The sequence below is a fragment of the Brevibacillus brevis genome (assembly GCF_900637055.1).
Classification (GTDB): Bacteria; Bacillota; Bacilli; order Brevibacillales; family Brevibacillaceae; genus Brevibacillus; species Brevibacillus brevis.
In genome coordinates this window covers 6,637,454-6,652,098 of sequence record NZ_LR134338.1, presented here as the reverse complement: position 1 = coordinate 6,652,098, position 14,645 = coordinate 6,637,454, and the positions used below count along the sequence as shown (strand labels likewise).

The window sequence follows — 14,645 nt, the reverse complement described above, 5'->3', positions numbered from 1 at the left end:
TAACTGGACAAAGAGTGGTATGCTTCGTTCACTGTGTTTATTGATTTTATTATTGCTTAGTAAAGAACCCGTCTCCTTAAAAACAGGGACGGGTTCTTTAATGTGAATATGCTTACTCGCATCCTACCAATACATGAATCAACCACTTTATTTGACCGTAACGTACATAGGTTTACTTTGTATCGACCGATTTCATGTCGATCATCTCCAAAATTTCATCGTAAGTCATTTTTTTGATTACATTATAGTCAAGTGCTCTAAGTATAAAGTCACGACGTAATCTTTCTTGTTCATTTTGGGGTTCAGGAAGATTTTCTCCTGTAGCTATCGTGTTAAAACGAGGATTAAAAGTTTCCATGTAGTCGTCTGCGTTAAGTTCAACCCGTACTTCTTTGGTCGTACCGTCTTTTAGTGTTAGAAGGTAACTTGCTTTCACGAGATAACCGTCATTATTGGGGTTTCTCTCAGCCATAATATTTTTAATACTAACTTCTTTTGCGGGAAGTGTGCCTTGTTTCTGCATATCCAAGTATGTTGCGAGCTCTTTGTGGGTTGTAGATAATTCGCTCCTTACTCGTTCTTTTTCGTCTGGACGCAAATTCCAAGTGAGATAAAAATATGTATTCCATAGATCCTCTTCATTCTTTTGTGTAAATAAATGATGCCATTCGATTGCTAGTATTTCTGTCATTCGACTTAAGGTAGAGTCGTGGTTTTCTAACCGATCAAGAATTTCCAGCTTTTTAGTATAGTCTGCTGGCGAAGTGTGAGGACTTTCCTGTTTTGATACTGCATTGCTAGTAGTCGAACAGCCAACTATCGAAACGGCAGAAAGCAAAAGGAATAAATTTAACTTTTTGTACACTCAAATTACCACCTTTTTACATATTTATTATCTAAATTAATTGAAAATTTGACAAATAAACATTATAATCATATTGGCAATAATATACCACAAAATAGAAGGGATGGAAATATGAGAAAAGTAAGGATGAGTATTCTTGGTTTTGCTCTCGCAGTATCAGTTGTAGTTAGTTCTGGGAATGGAACAGCTTACGCAGAAGGGATAAATCCATACGACGATTTTAACTGGCGTTGGGTTACTACTGATAGTGAATTAAGTAGGGGATATTCTAAGAGTCATAAAGGAATGGATATTGCAGTAAATAAAGAGCCAGTATACAGTCCACAAAGAGGAACCGTATTAAGTGCAGGTTATTGGACAAGTGCAGGCAATTATGTGGCAATTGAAACAAGAGACAAGGACCCTGACACGAATACTAAACTAGTAATTAGGTTTCTTCATTTAAAATCCAAATCTGTATCGACAGGTGATTCTGTGAGCAAAGGAGAAGAAATTGCGGTATCAGGAAATACTGGTACAGATAGTACTGGTCCTCATTTGCATATCGATATAAATAATGAAGGGGAGTATGATGGGAAGTACATTGATTATTCAAATTCAATTGATCCTAAATACTTCTGGCCTCACTATTTTGATGGCCCTACTTTTGCGCCACATGAAGAGCATCAAACCGAAGCGCATCAAACGGAAGATGAATTATTACGTAAATTTGATAGTGAAGAATACTTTTTTGAAGACACCCTTATAAATTATGTAGGGGAAGAAGAATTTATGAAGTGGATTAATTCACAACCGTTGGAAGATCAAACAGTACCAAATTTTAAAAAGGCATTTAATATCTCCGATGAAAAAGAAAAGAAATTAAAGCAACAAGCTAGGGAATAGCCGCAGAAATTCGATAACCCAATGTCAAATGACAACCCGTCCCTGTTTTGCGGAGACGGGTTTGCTTATGATTATGAAAAAACCCTCTTCCAACTAATGGAGAGGGTGACTCTAAATGAACGAATCATCAGCAACGAAAGTCGGAATTTCCAAGTATTTACATGTAATTGCTCATTTGGTAAAATATAGGGAGTTCGATGTCTCTTTTGTTATTGCTAAGGAGGAGTAGGTTTAATATGAGGCAAGGCAAGACAGTTCAACGATCGTTACGTTCAGAAGTTGAGCATCACCTAAAAGAGCGTGGTTACACACTGACTAAACTTGGCGAGATAACAGGTATTAATCAGGGAGTACTGAGCGATATTTTAAATCGAACTCCTTCTCGGGCTATGACGATTGGTCATCTGGATGCACTTGCTGTAGCTTTTAATCAAGCCCCTGGATGGCTATATGAGATGTATGTAACGGAATGTATCGTCGAGGGAAGAGTGTCTCGTTCGCGAGTTGTTCCCTATCTGGTTCGATGTGCAGAAATAGGCAGGCAGGATTGTATCGAGTTAATTGTCCCTAAACTTTTGGATAATCAGAAAAACCTGTCCATTCTGTTTTCTGTGGCTGAGAAGCTTTTTACAAATGGGAAACGACAGGAGTCAATCCCGTTTTATCAACTTGTGGTTGAATCGGAAAAAGACAGCCATTGTGATCGTTTTGTAATGTCTCAGTATCGGCTTTTCCGTGCAATCCAGGGGGAAGCTGATTCAGAGAAAAAATGGAAGGCTGTCATCCGTTTTCACCCTTATCGAAATAGGTTGCCTGAAAATTATCAATTAGATGCGTTACTACAGTTAGCAAATGTGTGCTTTACGCTCCATAACTGGAAGGAGGTAGAGCGCTATGCAGATGAACTAAGAGAGTTAGCAACCTTGATCTATAATGAGGAAGTACAAAGATGGGAAATTGATGGAGTGGGGGGAATACTTGAAACAGAGCGCCATCTTGTCGTGTATTATGGACAGGGCTTCTTACTAAAGGGACTCGCATTACAATTACAAGAGCGGTATGAAGAAGCCATTTCTTATGTACAAGCATATGCTGAGCTGGGGTGGTTTGAATTCCGTGATGGTCTGGCTGAAATGGAAATTGAAAAGTTTCGTCGATGGGCGAAAGCGAATAACTACACGTTGAATTTATTAATGGGGCGTACAGAGTTACTTTCTGATTATGTTAATCATCTTGCCAATAACCCATCAGAAATTTTAGCGGGTATGTTTACCATTATGGAGACGGCCAATCGATTCGGACTATCTGTAGATAACATTGTAGAGAGTTTTTCTAAGGAGATTGCTTGCTTTCAAAACTATAAAGATCCTTTTAGTCTTACCCGCCATCTTCATTTTCGGTATCATTTGGCGATATATCAGCTTGATAAGGGGCGAGTTGCAGAAGGTATTACCGAGACACTACGCTGCCTTGCGTTAGCGAGTAGAATGATGGAGCAGGAAAAGTTCCAAAGCTGTGTCGCTATGTTCTGGAAATATAGACATAGTGCTTCTGACCAGCAGATAGATGAATTCCAAAACATTTTGGAAGGGAGAAATATGTAATGCGGAGTATGATACTGCTACTTACTGTTTTGTTCGGACTTTCTCACGGAATCGTTGTACCAGATCATCAGGAGGTGCTTAGTAGTCATCACGTTGTAACCACGTATACCCACGGTGCAGGAGGTTAAGCAGTAGTAGTAAAACACCCGAAAGGGTGTTTTTTTTTATCATTCAAAATTTTTCAGAGGCCGTTTTGCTGAATGTTGGTTTATAGTAATAAATGTACATAATTAATGTACAAAAATGTAAAAAAAGGAGGTAAAAACCATAGGAGCTAGTGCACATGAAAAGGGCGTTCCACCCCTTTGCCAGGTTGAAGGAACGCCCACAGAAGGAGCAGTTACAGCTCCTATAAGTAAATGTACCACGCTACCTTTAGATCGGGAAGGAGGAATTAATCAGGATATAGAACAACTGAAAACCATTGTGGAAAAATTGCGGGAACAACTGGCGGAACTGTTTTTAGAGAAGAATGATTTGTTGCATGAAGACGTCGTGGAATTAAGCCAACGATTGGATCAATACATTCTAGTCATTCAATCAAAAATGATGAAGAAAGAATGTGAGAAAGTGTAGTAAGGGGAAAATCTAGTGTTATCCCCTTAGAACAAGTAGATTCATAGAAGAAAAACATGTAAAAGAACGCACCAAACTAAATGTTAGGAGGATAATTAAGTGAAGAAATACTTACTAACTTTACTCGCTTTCGCTGTGTTCTTAATAAGTCCATCTGGTTCGTATGCGGAAAATTCTAAGGACAGCATCGAAGAAAGAATAGAAAGAGGTGAACTAAAAAAGCTTCCTTCAACGGAAATTGAACTTACTACTGATTCTGGTACAGGTGAACTTTTAAACGCAGAGGAACTTTCTTCAATTCATCTAGCGGCAATAGAAGAACTTGAAGCTGAAACTGGAGAAAAACTAGACAAGAATTTCGAAATATCAGAGCATGAAGTTCAGGAATTACATCTGGAAGAAAATACAGGTGAGGAAGTCTCCCTTCGTTCAAAAACAGGAGGTTCAGGTGTTAAACTTGTAGCTGGTCTGATAATAGATGAACGAAACAAAGAAATCGTTTCATATATAGAAATTGAGAATATCAATGTTGCCAGGGTGGCCATGATTACCGGGAAAGTAACATTGGAGTCTTCAACTAATCGGAAACGATCATACCGTGATGAAGATGTTTTTCACTACACCTTTACAGCTCCCGAAATAAAAAAAAGAGCAATGAAAGTAAGTGATCCAGTCAGCATTGTAGATACAAATTTTTGGCGGACTGTAAGCACGTCATTAGCAACATGGCCCAATGGGAAAACCGATGCAGACCATAAGGTAGGAAAAGAATTTTTGCTTAACAAAAAGGGTATCGAATATCCTAAGTATAGAGACGCTCATAGTAGAATAAAAATGTTTGAGCCTGATGAAGCAGACCTCGCTTGGCTTCCTAAATCCCAGCGAGAACAAAGAGATCCAGGGGTTAGGAAGGAATATATTAAATGGTATGAGAATAAGTATGGTGTACCAAATTTTAATTGGAGCGATGTAGATATCCACCATATTATTCCATTGGCTTATGGTGGGTACAATGACTTCGACAACTTGATTCCATTACCAGAGGATTTTCATAGGCAGGAAGTTACCCCTTGGTGGGCATCTTATGGTAAGTACGTACCAGATGGAGATGACTACTAAAGCTGGAAAGGAGATCTGCTTTTGAAAGGAAATATTTGCTTAATGGCACTAGAGGGATTGAAAAGTCGGCTTGATAAAGACAACACACTGTTGGTGCAAAATCCAGGAGGGGATGTGTTTCAAGCAGTTTTTTCATTTAATACTCCCGCAACTGATTCTGAGATAGAAAAATTTTCAAGAGTTACAGGATGGAGCATACCAGTAGATTTCCAAAAATTCATACAAATACACAATGGAGCTAGGCTCTTCCGGGACATAAAATATGGAGGTGGATATGAGCTATTAAGCTTAGAGAAAATTATACACAATCATCTTGATTATATGCCTAAACATTGGTATCCAATCTCTGTGAGCAATGGTGACTATATCTTTATTGATTCAAATCGTGTAAAAGAAGGAAAAGCGCATTATTTAGTTCGCTTTGATCATGATGATGACGTCATTCCGGAAAATGGATCAACTATGAAGATGAATTTTGAAACTTGGTTGGAAAGATTAATCATTGCTCAAGGAACAGAGTTTTGGACTTGGTAAGTGGAAATAAAGAAGGGGCTGTTTCAAAAGTCGATTTTTTCGACTGAGAGACACCCCCTTTTTAATATCGAAACCCTTAATACATCAACGTTTCTAAGGCACTTCTCTAGTTTTCTAGTTGTTTCGTCATCTGTGACAGCTACGCTGGTTTTGTTAACGTGGGAATTTCGCGTTTTGCTGACGGCACCATAGTTAATTACATGATCGCTAAGGTCTTACCGTACAAGTTTCGCATTTGGCTGGCGGTACCACATTATAGGATAGTGAAATTTTCCGATAGCAGAAATATGCTGATCTTCACCGCCTAGTAGTCAACCCGTTCCTAATTTAAGAAACGGTTATTTACTTTCATTGTTTTCAAGTTAGTGGCTGATTGGACGTATTGAAAGAATGTGATAGACTATTTCAAGTTAGATAACAAAAATGAACGAGGTGTATATATATGGGCTTTGCTACAGGGATTGTAGGTCTTCCTAACGTAGGAAAATCGACATTGTTTAATGCCATTACACAAGCGGGCGCTGAATCGGCTAACTACCCGTTCTGTACGATTGACCCGAACGTAGGGATCGTAGAGGTGCCAGACGAGCGTCTGGAAAAGCTGACACAGATCGTTGTACCGAACAAGGTAGTTCCAACTGCGTTTGAATTCGTTGACATTGCTGGTTTGGTAAAAGGCGCGAGCAGAGGCGAAGGACTTGGCAACCAGTTCCTTGGACACATCCGTGAAGTAGACGCGATTGCCCATGTTGTGCGTTGCTTTGAAGATGAGAACATCACTCACGTAGCAGGTCGTGTCGATCCTTTGAGCGATATCGAAACAATCAACCTGGAGCTGATTTTTGCTGACCTGGACTCTGTTGATCGTCGTATTGACCGCATTGCACGCAAAGTGAAATCCGGCGACAAGGAATCCAAGCAAGAGCTGGACGTACTGGAGAAATTGAAAGCAGCATTTGAAGAGGGTCAATCTGCTCGCAGTGTTGAACTCGATGATGAAGAGCGCAAATGGATTCGCGATTTGCATCTGCTGACAATCAAGCCAATGCTGTACGTGTGCAACGTAGCGGAAGACGGCATTAACGATGCAGACAACAACCCGCATGTGCAGACAGTTCGTCAGCATGCAGCGAATGAAGGCGCAGAAGTGGTTGTCATCAGCGCGAAAGTAGAAGCAGAAATCGCTGAGCTCGAGGGCGAGGACAAAGAAATGTTCTTGGAAGAGCTGGGACTTTCTGAGTCTGGTCTCGACCGTTTGATTCGTGCTGCTTACAAGCTGCTGGGGTTGGTAACATACTTCACAGCTGGTGTACAAGAAGTGCGCGCTTGGACCATCCGTCAGGGGACAAAGGCTCCAGGAGCGGCAGGCGTAATTCATACCGATTTCGAGCGCGGCTTCATTCGTGCGGAAGTGATTGCTTATGATGATCTGGTAGATGCTGGTTCTGTAGCAGCAGCCAGAGATCGCGGGAAGTACCGTCTTGAAGGGAAAGAGTACGTAGTGGCAGATGGAGATGTTATGCATTTCCGCTTCAACGTTTAGAACGAAATTCTTGATTCGGTATAGGCGTTTTGCTATAATACGATAATGCGAGTATTTATGGAGTGCATGTATTGTGCGTTTCGTTTTTAGCACTCGCTCCTTGCCCGTTTAGGGCCGCAAAGTCCATAAGGAGGTGAAAAGGTATGCGTCAATACGAAGTGATGTATGTATTGCGTCCAGACCTTGAAGAAGAGAAAGTAAAATCCAATGTAGCTCGTTACAGCGAAGTTGTAACTAACTATGGTGGAGAAATCTCCAAGCTTCAAGAAATGGGTAAACGTCGTCTTGCGTACGAAATCAACAAGTTCCGTGAAGGTTACTACGTTTTGATGAACTTCAAAGCGAACTCCGATGCTGTTGCGGAAGCTGAGCGTCTGATGAAAATCAATGACGACGTAATCCGCTTTATGTTTGTTCGTGATGAGAAGTAATCATTGTCGCGTTCAGAGGGGGAACCAAGATGAATAAAGTCATTCTCATCGGCAACCTGACGAAAGATCCAGAACTTCGCTACACGCCAAATGGCGTTGCCGTTGCTACTTTTACTGTGGCCGTGAATCGTCCCCGCACCAATCAAGCGGGTGAGAGAGAAACGGATTTCATTAATATTGTCGCTTGGCAAAAACTTGCCGATCTGTGCGCAAGCTACTTGCGTAAAGGTAGACAAGCAGCTATTGAAGGACGTATGCAAACACGCTCCTACGATAATAAAGAAGGTAAAAGAGTATATGTGACGGAAGTTGTTGCGGAGAACGTTCAATTTTTGGGCGGTCGAGGCAATGAAGCTGGCGGAGACAATTCCGGATACGATCCAGGCCCTGGCATGGGTGGCGGTAACAAACCATCCGGTCAAAGAAACAATGACTACGATCCGTTTGGTGATCCCTTCGCGAGTGCAGGCAAGCCGATCAACATTTCAGATGATGACTTGCCGTTCTAAGATCGTATAACTTTCACATTCCTACGAAGGAGGGACTATCATGGCACGCAAAGGACGTCCTAATAAGCGTCGTAAAGTATGCTTCTTTAAAGTGAACAAAATCAAGCACATCGATTATAAAGATGTTGATTTGCTGAAAAAGTTCATCAGCGAACGCGGCAAAATCTTGCCACGTCGTGTAACTGGTACTTCTGCGAAGTATCAACGTGCACTGACTATCGCGATCAAACGCGCTCGTCAAGTAGCACTGTTGCCTTACACGGCTGAATAATTTTTAAAAGCTATAAAAAGGGGGGCACAATTGCGTGGCCCTCTTTTTTCCATAGTTTTTGTACATGAGACATGAATAATGAGGTGCTGACATGCCGTCCAAAACGAAACACTTGGCTGAAAATGCCCTTATGCTGGGTATCGCACTGGTGCTGCTGTTTCTCAGTACATATACCGTACTGGGAGGGCTCGTCAGTTTCTTGATACCGCTGCCTTTTATCCTTTTGGCAGTAAATCGCACAGTACCTAAAATGGTGTGGATCTCTCTTGCCTTTACGTTTCTTGGCTGGATCATTACCGGCCCATTCGCAGCAACACTTGCTTTTTCTAGTGCCGTTTGGGGCTCGGTGATGGGAATCGTCTATACGAAAAAAGGAGCGGCTCTTCCGGCGATTGTGGCAGGGGCAGGCGTTGCCTTTTTGAGTGTCGTTTCCATGCTGGCATTTATGGCATTCGGAATGAACGTTGATTTTAATGCCATCTTGCAAGAAGTGGAAAAGCAGCGTCCGGCAATGATGCCAAAAGAGCAGTTTGATCAGTTCCTTGCACAGGGCAAAATCGTCTTGCCTACAAGTCTCGTCATGTTCAGCTTTTTATCTAGCGCCATTATTCATGGATTAGCGAGTTTGATTGGAAGACGTCTGCGCAGACCGATTCCAGCATTGAAGCCAATTCGGGAATGGAGCTTCCCTCGATCATTGCTTTATTACTACTTCATTGCGATGATCAGTCTTTTGTTGTTTGCCGAGAGCATGCAGGGTACGTTCTGGGAAATCGCCCTGATGAACCTGAAAGTCATGCTGGATGCTATTTTCGTCTTACAGGGCTTGAGTTTTTGTCTATTTGCTGCCTATTTGTACGGGTGGAAGAGATTGACTCCTGTGCTCTGTCTATTTATTTTTACCCCCCTAAGTATTATACTTAGTTTAGTAGGGATATTTGACCTAGGAATGCGCTTGCGTGAAAAACTGGAAACAAGAGTGAAGAGGGGCTGAGGAAATGCCCAAGTTCCTGTTAAAGCGTTGGTACGGGATGCACATGGTCCTGGCACTCAGCTTTAGCTTGCTGTTGTTGGGGATTTTGACCTTGTTCCATTGGATGTACGGGGCGATCGGCATGATTTGCTTGATTGGCTTGGTTCTTTACGCTCTTCAAGCAGAAAAGGGGTTCCAACGAGACTTGCGCCTGTACTTGGCGACGGTCACCCATCGCGTGAAGAAGGCGGGAGAAGGCGTTATCCAGGAACTGCCGATCGGAATTCTTTTATACAACGAGGAAAAGGCAATTGAGTGGGTAAACCCGTATATGATGCATATGTCCGGGGATGAATCCATGATCGGGAAAAGCCTTCAAGAGGTATTCCCCCAACTGGTTTGGAAGCCGGAGCAAAAACGGCTGGAGTTTATTTATAACGAGCGGGTATACGAGGTCATTGTGCGGTCTGATGAGCGCCTTTTGTATTTCAAGGACATTACGGACTTCAAAGAATTGACGACTCGTTACCATCGAGAAAAGGCTGCACTTGCCATCATTCACCTCGACAATTTGGACGAGGTTGGACAAGTCATGGATGATCAGAGCCGTACGCTGCTCTCTACAAGCGTGGCTGGTGTGATTACAGAGTGGGCCAACAAACATGGCATATATCTTCGCCGAATCACGGCCGACAAGTTTTTGGCTCTGATGGAACGGGAAGCACTTGATAAATTGGAAGAATCGCGATTTGACATTCTCGATGTAGTACGGGAAATGACGGCTGACAACAAAATTCCGATTACGCTCAGTATCGGGGTTGGAGCGGCTGCTACCACTTACATTGAGCTGGGACAAATGGCACAATCAAGCTTGGATATCGCATTAGGGCGCGGTGGCGACCAGTGCGCTGTCAAAATTGGCAACAAGCTCACTTTCTACGGTGGGAAATCGAATGCGGTGGAAAAGCGGACACGTGTCCGGGCTCGTGTTATTGCACATGCTTTGCGTGATCTCATTCATGAGGCGGAGCACGTCATTGTCATGGGGCATAAACAGCCTGACATGGATTCCATCGGGGCATCACTTGGTGTATTGAAGGCTGTGCAGCTGCACAACAAAACGGCTTATATCGTCATGGACGAAGGCAATCATTCTGTCGAGCGTCTGATGAAAGAGATTTATGCCAATGAAGAGCTGGCTGAGACCTTTATCACGCCAGAACAGGCAATCCGACTCATCTCCGGCCGCACATTGCTGGTAGTCGTCGATACGCATCGACCATCGCTGGTGATTGAGCCGAAGCTGTTGACGGAAACGAGCCGAATTGTGGTGATTGACCACCATCGACGTTCGGAGGAGTTCATTGAGCCAGTACTCTTGTACCTGGAACCGTATGCTTCTTCGACGGCCGAGCTTGTCACGGAGCTCTTGCAGTATCAGAGCGAGCGATTGAATATCGACAATCTGATTGCAACGGCACTGTTAGCAGGGATTGTGGTGGATACCAAAAGCTTTGCCTTCCGCACAGGTTCGCGGACCTTTGAAGCGGCGTCTTTCCTTCGCCGTAACGGGGCCGATACCGCGGCTGTCCAGCGTCTGTTGAAGGAAGATCTGGGACAGTATGTGAAGCGGGCAAAAATCATTATGAACACGGAGACGTACCGTGACAACATGGCGATTGCCATAGGCGACCCGTCCGAGGATTACACGCAGGTACAGGTGGCGCAAGCTGCTGAGCAGCTACTCACTCTGTCAGGTATCCAGGCGTCGTTTGTTGTGGCAGAGCGATCCGACGATACGATCTTGATCAGTGGACGTTCTCTGGGCGACATCAATGTTCAGTCCATTATGGAACTGCTGGGTGGAGGCGGTCACCTTACTGGTGCTGCGACACAAATTCAAGGCATATCAATTAAAGAAGCTACACGTCGTTTGAAAGAAGCGATTGACTCGGTCGTATAGGCCAAAATATAAAGGGGGAAACGATGATGAAAGTCATTTTTCTTCAAGATGTAAAAGGCCAAGGGAAAAAAGGCGAAATCAAGGATTTGTCAGAGGGCTATGTACGCAACTTCTTGTTGCCAAAGAAACTGGTAAAAGAAGCGACAGATAGCAACGTGAAAACGCTCGACGCTCAAAAGCGCAGCGAAGATAAGCGCAAGGAGCAAGAAAAGCTGGATGCTCAGGAGCTCGGCAAAAAGCTGGAAGAGCTGACAGTGAAAGTAGCAGGAAAAGCAGGCGAAGGTGGTCGCTTGTTCGGTGCCATTTCCAGCAAACAAGTAGCGCAAGCGCTGGAAGATCAGTTTAAAATCAAAGTAGACAAGCGTAAGCTCGAAATGGATGCCATCCGTGCTTTGGGCGTGACGCAAATCAAAGTGAAACTGCACAACGAAGTAACCGTGACGCTGAAAGTACACGTTGTGGAAGAATAATGTCTCAATTGTGGGGGGTGTGACGTGAGCGACCTGTTTTTGGATCGTGTGCCGCCACAGAACAAGGAAGCGGAACAATCGGTACTGGGTGCCGTGTTCTTGTCTAAGGAAGCTTTAATCACGGCCATTGAGATTCTCCGTCCGGAGGATTTTTACAAGACAGCGCATCAGCGCATCTTTCAAACGATGGTGGACCTGTATGAAAAAGGCGAACCTGTCGATCTGGTTACTGTTACAGCAGATCTTCAGGACCACAAGCTGCTGGATGAAGTCGGCGGCGTTACGTATCTCACGGAAATCGCCAGCTCAGTTCCAACGGCTGCCAACATCGAATACTACGCAAAAATTGTAGAAGAAAAATCGCTGCTTCGGCGATTGATTCATACAGCTACCAAGATTGCCAATGACGGATACTCCCGTGAAGATGATGTCACGCAGATCATCGCGGATGCGGAGAAGTACATCATGGAGATCGGTCAAAATCGCAACAGTGGCGGTTTTACACCGATTCGGGATGCCCTTCTGGAAACGTACGAGCGGATTGAGTTTTTGAGTCAGCGACGCGGTGATATTACGGGGATTTCTACGGGATATACCGATTTGGACAAGATGACAGCTGGATTGCAGCGCAGTGACCTGATTATCTTGGCAGCCCGTCCTTCCGTAGGGAAGACGGCTTTTGCCTTGAATCTCGCGCAAAACGTAGCAGCCCGTGCAGGTGAGACCGTAGCTATCTTCTCCTTGGAGATGGGTGCTTCTCAGCTGGTTCAGCGTATGATTTGTGCGGAGGGCAATCTGGATGCGTCCCGGATGCGTTCCGGTACACTGGAGGAAGACGATTGGCAAAAGCTGACAATGGCAATCGGTACGCTGGCGAAAGCGCCGATTTACATCGACGATTCACCCGGGGTTACGGTACAGGACATTCGGGCGAAATGTCGTCGTCTTCAAACCGAGAAGGGCTTGGGCCTGATCCTGATCGATTACCTTCAGCTGATTCATGGACGAGGCAAAGGAGATAACCGTCAGCAGGAAGTATCTGAGATCTCTCGTACGCTAAAAGGGATCGCGCGTGAGCTGAACGTGCCGGTTATCGCTTTGTCGCAGTTGAGCCGTGGTGTAGAGCAACGGCAGGACAAGCGACCGATGATGTCCGATATCCGTGAGTCCGGGTCGATTGAGCAGGATGCCGATATCGTTGCCTTCTTGTACCGTGATGACTACTATGACAAGGAAACAGAAAACAAGAATGTCATCGAAGTCATTATCGCCAAACAGCGTAACGGCCCGACCGGAACGGTGGAGTTGGCGTTCCTGAAAGAATTCAACAAATTCGTCAACTTGGATCATCGCTTTCGAAATCAAGCAGGTTAATAGTTGGAATGGAAGAAAAGCCGGAGAAATTCCGGCTTTTTTTTCTATATTGAATTGCCGAACATATTAAGTATTCACTATATGAATGTTCGTATTTAGCGTTGACATGGGGAGTCTCGTTTAGTAAACTTAGATTGTTTCAGGCCCGAAAAGACATGATAATATCAGGAGGTGTTTTTCGATGTCAACTGTCGTTGTCGTCGGAACCCAGTGGGGCGATGAAGGTAAAGGTAAAATTACAGACTATCTAGCTGAAAGTGCAGAGGTAGTGGCTCGTTATCAAGGCGGTAACAACGCAGGCCATACCATTATTTTTGATGGTAATAAGTATAAGCTGCATTTGATTCCATCCGGAATTTTTTATAGTGACAAGACCTGCGTAATCGGAAACGGTATGGTAATCGATCCGAAGGCATTGGTAAAAGAGCTGGAGTACATTCACAGCTTCGGTTTTTCTACAAGCAATTTGAAAATCAGTGATCGCGCGCATGTGATTCTGCCGTACCACATCAAGCTGGATGGCGTAGAGGAAGATAGCCGCGGTGCTAACAAAATTGGTACGACCCGTAAAGGTATCGGACCTGCATACATGGATAAAGCTGCGCGTATCGGTATTCGTATCGCTGATTTGTTGGATCGCGATGAGTTTGCTCGCAAGCTCGAGCGCAACCTGGCAGAGAAGAACTTGCTGCTGGAGAAGCTGTACAACACAACTGGCTTTGAGCTTCAAGAAATTCTGGATGAATACTTGGCTCTGGCAGAAATCATTCGTCCTTACGTAACCGATACATCTGTTGTCCTCAATGATTCCATTGATAACGGCAACCGCGTATTGTTTGAGGGCGCACAAGGCGTATTGCTCGATATTGACCAAGGTACGTATCCGTACGTAACGTCCTCCAACCCGATTGCGGGTGGCGTGACTATCGGTTCCGGTGTAGGACCAACCAAGATCCACCAAGTAATCGGGGTTGCAAAAGCTTACACGACGCGTGTAGGTGACGGTCCGTTCCTGACTGAGCTGAATGATGTAACTGGCGACCATATTCGTGAGGTTGGTTTTGAATATGGTACAACAACAGGGCGTCCACGTCGTGTAGGCTGGTTCGACAGTGTAGTCGTTCGTCATGCTCGTCGTGTCAGCGGTATCACCGGTTTGGCGATCACCAAGCTGGATACATTGTCTGGCATCGAGACACTGCGTATTTGCACAGCGTACAAATACAATGGAGAAATCATCGAGTCGTTCCCGGCAAACCTCAACCTGCTGGCGAAATGCGAGCCAGTTTATGAGGAGCTGCCAGGTTGGACAGAGGATATCACAGGCGTTCGCAATCTGAACGACTTGCCAGAAAACGCTCGTCACTACATTGAGCGCATCACGCAACTGACTGGTATTCCAATGTCGATCTTCTCCGTAGGACCAGATCGTGAACAAACCGTCGTTGTTCGTGGCATTTACGGATAAGCTACCGACTATATAATAGAAGAAAGCTGTCGAGTATTCGGCAGCTTTTCTTTTTTTTCA

16 protein-coding genes are annotated in these 14,645 nt (G+C 44.3%); 15 read left to right on the top strand and 1 reads right to left on the bottom strand.

Translation table 11 applies throughout. The features are described 5' to 3' along the window. Positions 1-172: 172 nt before the first annotated feature. Positions 173-865: a hypothetical protein gene (locus EL268_RS32120; protein ID WP_106656855.1), complete on the bottom strand. Its 693-nt coding sequence runs from the start codon at positions 863-865 to the stop codon at positions 173-175. A 111-nt stretch (positions 866-976) separates the two neighbouring features. On the opposite strand from EL268_RS32120, the gene EL268_RS32115 reads away from it, so the two are divergent. From EL268_RS32115 to EL268_RS32050, 15 genes are all read left to right on the top strand, one after another. After that, positions 977-1,750: a M23 family metallopeptidase gene (locus tag EL268_RS32115; protein WP_106656854.1), complete on the top strand. Its 774-nt coding sequence runs from the start codon at positions 977-979 to the stop codon at positions 1,748-1,750. A gap of 236 nt (positions 1,751-1,986) precedes the next feature. Then, positions 1,987-3,354, top strand: coding sequence for a helix-turn-helix domain-containing protein (locus EL268_RS32110; RefSeq protein WP_106656853.1), 1,368 nt, complete (start codon positions 1,987-1,989; stop codon positions 3,352-3,354). Then, the gene (locus EL268_RS33805) at positions 3,354-3,482 is read left to right on the top strand and encodes a hypothetical protein (RefSeq protein ID WP_269149381.1); all 129 of its coding nucleotides are present in this window, start codon (positions 3,354-3,356) and stop codon (positions 3,480-3,482) included. Before EL268_RS32110 ends, EL268_RS33805 begins: the two co-directional genes overlap by 1 nt. A gap of 298 nt (positions 3,483-3,780) precedes the next feature. Further along, positions 3,781-3,930: an aspartyl-phosphate phosphatase Spo0E family protein gene (locus EL268_RS33620; protein ID WP_232030193.1), complete on the top strand. Its 150-nt coding sequence runs from the start codon at positions 3,781-3,783 to the stop codon at positions 3,928-3,930. A gap of 99 nt (positions 3,931-4,029) precedes the next feature. After that, positions 4,030-5,049: an HNH endonuclease gene (locus EL268_RS32100; protein WP_106656851.1), complete on the top strand. Its 1,020-nt coding sequence runs from the start codon at positions 4,030-4,032 to the stop codon at positions 5,047-5,049. A 21-nt stretch (positions 5,050-5,070) separates the two neighbouring features. Further along, positions 5,071-5,583 carry an SMI1/KNR4 family protein gene (locus EL268_RS32095; RefSeq protein ID WP_106656850.1) on the top strand — a complete coding sequence of 171 codons (513 nt, stop codon included), beginning with the start codon at positions 5,071-5,073 and terminating at the stop codon, positions 5,581-5,583. A 442-nt stretch (positions 5,584-6,025) separates the two neighbouring features. After that, on the top strand, positions 6,026-7,126 hold the full coding sequence (gene ychF / locus EL268_RS32090; RefSeq protein ID WP_106656849.1) for a redox-regulated ATPase YchF: 1,101 nt from the start codon (positions 6,026-6,028) through the stop codon (positions 7,124-7,126). A gap of 143 nt (positions 7,127-7,269) precedes the next feature. Then, entirely contained in the window at positions 7,270-7,557 is a 288-nt protein-coding gene (gene rpsF / locus EL268_RS32085; protein WP_047070274.1) for a 30S ribosomal protein S6, read from the top strand. 29 nt (positions 7,558-7,586) lie between these two features. Then, positions 7,587-8,066 carry a single-stranded DNA-binding protein gene (locus EL268_RS32080; protein WP_047070273.1) on the top strand — a complete coding sequence of 160 codons (480 nt, stop codon included), beginning with the start codon at positions 7,587-7,589 and terminating at the stop codon, positions 8,064-8,066. 40 nt (positions 8,067-8,106) lie between these two features. Then, positions 8,107-8,337, top strand: coding sequence for a 30S ribosomal protein S18 (rpsR, locus tag EL268_RS32075; RefSeq protein ID WP_005831740.1), 231 nt, complete (start codon positions 8,107-8,109; stop codon positions 8,335-8,337). A 91-nt stretch (positions 8,338-8,428) separates the two neighbouring features. Next, positions 8,429-9,331: a DUF2232 domain-containing protein gene (locus EL268_RS32070; RefSeq protein WP_106656848.1), complete on the top strand. Its 903-nt coding sequence runs from the start codon at positions 8,429-8,431 to the stop codon at positions 9,329-9,331. Positions 9,332-9,335: 4 nt separating this feature from the next. After that, positions 9,336-11,273 (top strand): DHH family phosphoesterase, encoded by a 1,938-nt coding sequence (locus tag EL268_RS32065; protein WP_106656847.1) that lies wholly within the window; start codon positions 9,336-9,338, stop codon positions 11,271-11,273. 26 nt (positions 11,274-11,299) lie between these two features. Continuing rightward, a complete protein-coding gene (gene rplI, locus EL268_RS32060; RefSeq protein WP_047070270.1) occupies positions 11,300-11,743 on the top strand; it encodes a 50S ribosomal protein L9 in 444 nt (147 codons plus the stop codon). Between the two features lie 24 nt (positions 11,744-11,767). Beyond that, a complete protein-coding gene (gene dnaB, locus EL268_RS32055) occupies positions 11,768-13,117 on the top strand; it encodes a replicative DNA helicase (protein WP_047070269.1) in 1,350 nt (449 codons plus the stop codon). Between the two features lie 181 nt (positions 13,118-13,298). Then, on the top strand, positions 13,299-14,585 hold the full coding sequence (locus tag EL268_RS32050; RefSeq protein WP_106656846.1) for an adenylosuccinate synthase: 1,287 nt from the start codon (positions 13,299-13,301) through the stop codon (positions 14,583-14,585). Positions 14,586-14,645: the final 60 nt, after the last annotated feature.

Coding starts and splice junctions, on each gene's coding strand:
- rpsF (WP_047070274.1), top strand. CDS start 7,270: ATGCGTCAATACGAAGTGATGTATGTATTGCGTCCAGACCTTGAAGAA.
- EL268_RS32050 (WP_106656846.1), top strand. CDS start 13,299: ATGTCAACTGTCGTTGTCGTCGGAACCCAGTGGGGCGATGAAGGTAAA.
- EL268_RS32110 (WP_106656853.1), top strand. CDS start 1,987: ATGAGGCAAGGCAAGACAGTTCAACGATCGTTACGTTCAGAAGTTGAG.
- rplI (WP_047070270.1), top strand. CDS start 11,300: ATGAAAGTCATTTTTCTTCAAGATGTAAAAGGCCAAGGGAAAAAAGGC.
- EL268_RS33805 (WP_269149381.1), top strand. CDS start 3,354: ATGCGGAGTATGATACTGCTACTTACTGTTTTGTTCGGACTTTCTCAC.
- rpsR (WP_005831740.1), top strand. CDS start 8,107: ATGGCACGCAAAGGACGTCCTAATAAGCGTCGTAAAGTATGCTTCTTT.
- EL268_RS32065 (WP_106656847.1), top strand. CDS start 9,336: ATGCCCAAGTTCCTGTTAAAGCGTTGGTACGGGATGCACATGGTCCTG.
- EL268_RS32070 (WP_106656848.1), top strand. CDS start 8,429: ATGCCGTCCAAAACGAAACACTTGGCTGAAAATGCCCTTATGCTGGGT.
- ychF (WP_106656849.1), top strand. CDS start 6,026: ATGGGCTTTGCTACAGGGATTGTAGGTCTTCCTAACGTAGGAAAATCG.
- EL268_RS32115 (WP_106656854.1), top strand. CDS start 977: ATGAGAAAAGTAAGGATGAGTATTCTTGGTTTTGCTCTCGCAGTATCA.
- EL268_RS32080 (WP_047070273.1), top strand. CDS start 7,587: ATGAATAAAGTCATTCTCATCGGCAACCTGACGAAAGATCCAGAACTT.